Annotated in this window: 5 protein-coding genes; 4 read left to right on the top strand and 1 reads right to left on the bottom strand. The window is 69.3% G+C overall.

Features of this window, described 5'->3' with window-relative positions:
• The coding region (locus G3N92_RS30520; protein WP_206131275.1) for an NAD-dependent epimerase/dehydratase family protein at positions 1-508 on the bottom strand (508 nt) is incomplete at its 3' end.
• A 227-nt stretch (positions 509-735) separates the two neighbouring features.
• Here G3N92_RS30520 and G3N92_RS30515 point away from each other — a divergent pair.
• From G3N92_RS30515 to fliF, 4 genes are all read left to right on the top strand, one after another.
• The gene (locus G3N92_RS30515; protein ID WP_206131274.1) at positions 736-1,890 is read left to right on the top strand and encodes a methionine aminotransferase; all 1,155 of its coding nucleotides are present in this window, start codon (positions 736-738) and stop codon (positions 1,888-1,890) included.
• A gap of 339 nt (positions 1,891-2,229) precedes the next feature.
• Positions 2,230-3,273 (top strand): methyl-accepting chemotaxis protein, encoded by a 1,044-nt coding sequence (locus tag G3N92_RS35405; protein WP_206131273.1) that lies wholly within the window; start codon positions 2,230-2,232, stop codon positions 3,271-3,273.
• Between the two features lie 362 nt (positions 3,274-3,635).
• Positions 3,636-3,965 carry a flagellar hook-basal body complex protein FliE gene (gene fliE, locus G3N92_RS30505; RefSeq protein ID WP_206131272.1) on the top strand — a complete coding sequence of 110 codons (330 nt, stop codon included), beginning with the start codon at positions 3,636-3,638 and terminating at the stop codon, positions 3,963-3,965.
• Positions 3,966-3,979: 14 nt separating this feature from the next.
• Positions 3,980-5,471, top strand: a 1,492-nt coding sequence (fliF, locus tag G3N92_RS30500) for a flagellar basal-body MS-ring/collar protein FliF (protein ID WP_206131271.1), incomplete at its 3' end; no start/stop codon positions are given.

Below are 5,471 nucleotides of genomic sequence, written 5' to 3'. Positions count from 1 at the left end.
CGCGCAGCGGCGGCGTGTGCAGCACCGCCTGTTCGAGCGCGGCCACGCCGCCCACCGAGATGCGCCGCGTGCCGTCGGCGTTCAGATCGAGCGGATGCGCCTCGTCGTACGGCTGCGCGCCCGGCGCGTAGGCCCACGCGATGCTCTGCGCGACCATGTGCCGGCAGCCCGCCGCCAACGCGGCCTGCACCAGGTTCAGCGTGCCTTCGCTGCGCACGCGCGCGTTGTCGGCGATCGCCTGCGCCATGCGCGACGGATCGAGCCCGGCCGGCAGGTCGGTCAGTTGATGGACGACGGCGTCGGGCGCGATGCGTGCCAGCTCGCGCGCCAACGCGGCCCGGTCGAACACGTCGACGATCACCGGCTGCGCGCCGAGTTCGGTCAACTGCGCGGCGCGCTCGGCCCGGCGCGTCGCGCCATGCACGGTGTAGCCGGCCTCCACCAGCAACGGCACCAGCACACGGCCGATCACGCCGCTGGCGCCGGCCACGAATACGGTCTGACTCATGAAACACTCCCGATGACGGTTCGTTGAGGCCGCGCGCGGCGCGCTGCGGCACAGGATGACGCTAGCGTAGCGGCGTCGATGTCCCGTGCGATAGAGCCAAATTCGCTAAAACCGGCTGGGACATCGTGCGCGGGCCGTTCGTTGCCTGCCGCCGGCCCTTGTGCCAAGCTTGGCGCCCTGGGCGCGGCGGCTTCGCGCGCGCCGTCACCGAGCCAGGAGTGCACCGCATGCGCCATTCATGCCGAATCGCGACCAAGCTGCCGCAAAGCGGCATTTCCGTGTTTTCGAGCATCGCCGAGCTGGCTGCTCGGCATGAGGCCGTGAATCTCTGGCAGGGCGCGCCGTCGTTTCCGCCCGATCCGGCGCTGCTCGCCCACGCGGAACAGGCCATGCGGGCCGGCCTGAACCAGTACGCGCCGATGGCCGGCTACGGCCCGCTGAAGGCCGCGATCGCCGAGAAGACCGAGCGCCTGCACGGCGCGCGCTACCAGCCCGACAGCGAGATCACCGTGACCGCCGGGGCCAGCGAGGCGATCTATTCGGCCATCGCCGCGCTCGTGCATGCCGGCGACGAGGTGATCTTCTTCGAGCCGGCGTTCGAGGTGTACGAGCCGTCGATCCGCTTGCAGGGCGCCACGCCCGTGGCGATCGGGATCCGGCTCGACACGCTGCGGATCGACTGGGACGAGGTGGCCGCCGCCGTCACGCCGCGCACCCGGATGATCATCGTCAACACGCCGCACAACCCCACCGGCATGTCGTTCGACGCCGACGACATCGCGCGGCTCGCCGCCATCGTGCGCGGCACCGACATCGTGATCCTGTCCGACGAGGTGTACGAGCACATGGTGTACGACGGCCGCGAGCACCTGAGCCTCGTGCGTTACCCCGAACTGGCCGAGCGCAGCGTGATCGCGCTGTCGCTCGGCAAGACGTATCACGCCACCGGCTGGCGCGTCGGCTATTGCCTCGCGCCGGCCGAGCTGAGCACCGAGATCCGCAAGGTGCATCAGTACGTGGTGTTTTCCGCGCCCGCGCCGCTGCAGGCCGCGCTTGCGCAGATGCTCGCCGCGCCGCGCAGCTACCTCGACCTGGCCGCGTTCTATCAGGCCAAGCGCGATCTGCTGATCGAATCGATGGCCGGCACGCGGCTGTCGCTGCTGCCGTGCGGCGGCAGCTTCTTCATGCTGGCGCGCTTCGACGGCGTGTCCGCGCTCGACGACAACGCGTTCGTGTTCGACCTGCTGCAAACCCATGGCGTGGGCGCGATTCCGCTGGCGAGCTTTTATCAGGACCGCCGCAATACCGGCATCGTCCGGCTGGCGTTCTGCAAGGACGACGCCACGTTGCGCGAGGGCGGGCGGCGGCTGGCGCGCGTGTAAGCCGCCGCGGCGGGCTTCGCGACGCCGCCGCGCGCCGGGGTTGTCGATACGTCGAATGCGGCGTTGCAGCACCCGGCTGGTGCGCCGCGCGCACCATTCGCGGGCTTTCGAACGGCCCGCCCGCGCCGTGCCATGCGGCCGGCGCGGCCCGGCGGCGGCCCGATTGTTCTTCCGGCGCGCCGCCGATTCCAGAATTTCCTATGTAAAACCAATCCTGTAGCGTCGCCGCGCGCCGCCTGCCCGCGACCGTGCGCGGCCGAGTTGTGCAAATTGGTCTGTTGCTTGCTTAAAACCGACAGCAGCACACGCAAGGCAACGCAACACATACGGGTGACACATATGGCCAATCCACGCGCAATCGTCGATCTCACGCACGAAGTCCGCCGGCTTGCCACCGGCAAGATCGGGGACATCAACGACATCAATCGCGAGACCACCTTCCTTGCGCTCAACGCGCTGATCGAGGCCGCACGCGCCGGCGAGGCGGGCAAGGGCTTCGCCGTCGTGGCCAATCAGGTCAAGCACGTGTCCAAGCGGATCGGCGAGATCACCGACATCCTCAACAAGGAATTGGCCGGCTCGCTGACGCGCCTGACCGAGCTCGGCGACACCATGATCGACCGCATGCACGCGCACGACGGCCAGCGCTGCGCCGATCTCGCGCTGAACATGATCGATATCGTCGACCGCAACCTCTACGAGCGATCGTGCGACGTGCGCTGGTGGGCCACCGATTCGGCGCTGGTCGACTGCGTGACTTATGACAGCGACGCGCTGAGCCGGCACGCGAGCGAACGGCTGTCGGTGATTCTCGACAGCTACACTGTCTACAAGGATCTGTGGGTGGTGGACGCCGAAGGCACCGTGGTGGCCAACGGCCGCGCGTCCACCTACCCGGTGACCGGGCAGAACGTGAACGGCGCGCGCTGGTTCCAGGCCGCGATGGGCACCGCGAGCGGGGCCGATTACGTGGCGTTCGACGTCGAGACGATGCCGCAACTGCAGAACGCGCAGGTGGCGTCCTACGCGACCGCGATCCGCGAGGGCGGCCAGGCCGACGGGCGCGTGCTCGGCGCGCTGGTGATCTTCTTCGACTGGGCGCCGCAGGCCGCGGCGGTGGTGAAGGGCGTGCGGCTCAGCGAGGAGGAGTGGTCGCGCACGCGCTGCATGATCGTGGACGCGTCGTTCCGCGTGATCGCCAGCTCGGACGGGCAGGGCGTGCTGCAGGAGACGTTCCGGCTGCGCACCGGCGGCGCGGCGACGGGGTTCTACCAGGACAGCGACCGCACGACGGTGTCGTTCGCGGCCACGCCCGGGTACGAGACTTACAAGGGGTTGGGGTGGTATGGGGTGATTTGCCAGAAGGCGGCCACTGCCCACTGAGGCAGGGCGCTTGCGTGATCCGAGCCGGACCGATCAGATACATCTGATGCCACGACGAGCCGTTCAGGGAAACCGAGGCGGCGGGTTCGATCCCTTGTAACCCGCACGGTTTGCCCTGCGGGCATCCTGCCTTGCCGCGAGCCTGTCCCGTCCGAAACACGGGGGATTCAGGCCATGCTCCGAGCGAATCCCGAGCCGCGTCGCGTTCCATTCGCCCTCCGTTTCTCGTTTCCTCTGCCTTCGCGCGGCGCTGTTCCTTACCATCCCCCGCCCCATTCAGCTTCTGTTGAGATTTCTCGCGGCGCCCACCGCCCCTCGACACAATCGCCCCTCTGACGACCACATCCCCGGGGGGATCCTGCATGAACGCCGACCTGACGAGCCCGATGCTCGACGCGATTCTCACGCCGCGCGCACTCGCGCACGAGCAGCCCGAGATCGCCTCGAACGGCGCATCCGCCGAAGGCGCGGGGGGCGGTTTCGCGTCCGCGATCAAGGACGCGGTGGCGCAGGTCGACGGCCAGCAGCAGGCGGCCGACGCGCAACTCGCGGCCGTCGACGCCGGCGACAGCGACGACCTGGTCGGCGCGATGCTGAGCAGCCAGCAGGCCAGCCTGTCGTTCTCGATGATGATCCAGGTCCGCAACAAGATGATGAATGCGTTCGACGACATCATCAAAATGCCGGTCTGACGGCGGACATGCCCGTGCTCGATACGCTCAAGTCCCTCCTGTCGCGCGCGCTGCCCGCCGGCCGCGTGCGCTGGCCGTCGATGGCGTCGCTGACCAGGCTGACGCCGCTCGTGATCCTCGCGATCTGCCTCAGCGCGCTCGCGATGATGGTGATGCAGCACCGCGACGCGCGCTTCCGGCCGCTGTTCGGCGCGCAGGAATCGATTCCCGTGGCCGACATGGTCGCCGCGCTCGACGCCGATGCGATCCGCTACCGCATTCATCCCGCCACCGGCCAGGTGCTGGTCGACGAGGACCAGCTCGGCGCGGCCCGCATGCTGCTCGCCGCCAAGGGCGTGGTCGCGCGTTCGCCGGCCGGCCTCGAACAGGTCGACCGCACCGATCCGCTCGGCGTGAGCCAGTTCGTGCAGGACGTCCGCTTTCGCCGCGGCCTCGAAGGCGAGCTCACGCAGAGCATCGCGACGCTCGATCCGGTGGCCGCCGCGCGCGTGCACCTGTCGATCGCGAAATCGTCGTCGTTCATTCTCGGCGACGGCGACAAGAGCACCGCGTCGGTGATGCTCACGCTCAAGCCCGGCCGCAAGCTCACGAAGGAGCAGATCTCGGCGATCGTCGCGCTCGTCGCGGGCAGCGTCGCGAATCTCGATCCCGCGCGCGTCGCGGTGGTCGATCAGCGCGGCGATCACCTGTCGGCGCGGATCGATCCGTCGCTCGGCGGCGCGGCGCAGGACAACGAGGTCGGCAACCGGGTGCGCGACGACACGCTGCGCAGCATCCGCGACCTCCTGCTGCCGACGCTCGGCGAGGACAACTTCCGCGCGAGCGTCACGCCCGACGTGGACAACGACCGCGTCGAGGAAACCCGCGAGCAATACGGCGAGGCGCCGAAGATCACGCAGGAGGCGGTGCGCGAGGAAAGCGATACGGGGCGCAGCGCGCTCGGCGTGCCGGGCTCGCTGTCGAATCGTCCGGCGCCGCCGTCGGCCGCGAGCGCCGCGCAGGATGCGCCGCGCTCCGCGAAAAACGCGAAGACGCGCCAGTACGCCTACGACCGCAACGTCGTGCAGATCCGGCGCAGCCCAAGCCGGCTGAAGAAACTCAACGTCGCCGTCGTGCTCAACAACGCGGCTGCGCCGGGCGGCGCGAAGGCGTGGTCGCCCGAACAGATCTCGAACATCGAGCGCCTGCTGCGCAACGGCCTCGGCATCGACGAAAAACGCTCGGACAGCCTCGTCGTGTCCGCGCTCGATTTCCGCGCCGTGCCGAAAGCGCCCGAGGTTGCGTGGTGGAAGGAGCCGGATCGCCTCGTCTCGGCCGGTACCTGGGCCGCGTATGCGATCGGCGCGCTGCTCGCATTCTTCTTCGTGTTCCGTCCGTTGCTGAAGCTGGCCGGCCAGTGGGTCGATAAAGACCGCGCGAGCGATGGCGACGGCGCGGCGAATCCGCCCGCCGGCCTGCCCGATCGCGGCCGGCCGGCGACGGCGGGCGGCGCCTCCGCGCCCATGC

This window comes from Burkholderia sp. Ac-20379, assembly GCF_017104645.1.
GTDB lineage: Bacteria > Pseudomonadota > Gammaproteobacteria > Burkholderiales > Burkholderiaceae > Burkholderia.
Note: the sequence above shows the minus strand (reverse complement) of the source record. Positions and strands in the feature narration are given on the sequence as shown.

Bases quoted from the DNA above. Each gene is read 5' to 3' on its own strand.
- fliE (WP_206131272.1), top strand. From the start codon at position 3,636: ATGAACGCCGACCTGACGAGCCCGATGCTCGACGCGATTCTCACGCCG.
- G3N92_RS35405 (WP_206131273.1), top strand. From the start codon at position 2,230: ATGGCCAATCCACGCGCAATCGTCGATCTCACGCACGAAGTCCGCCGG.
- G3N92_RS30515 (WP_206131274.1), top strand. From the start codon at position 736: ATGCGCCATTCATGCCGAATCGCGACCAAGCTGCCGCAAAGCGGCATT.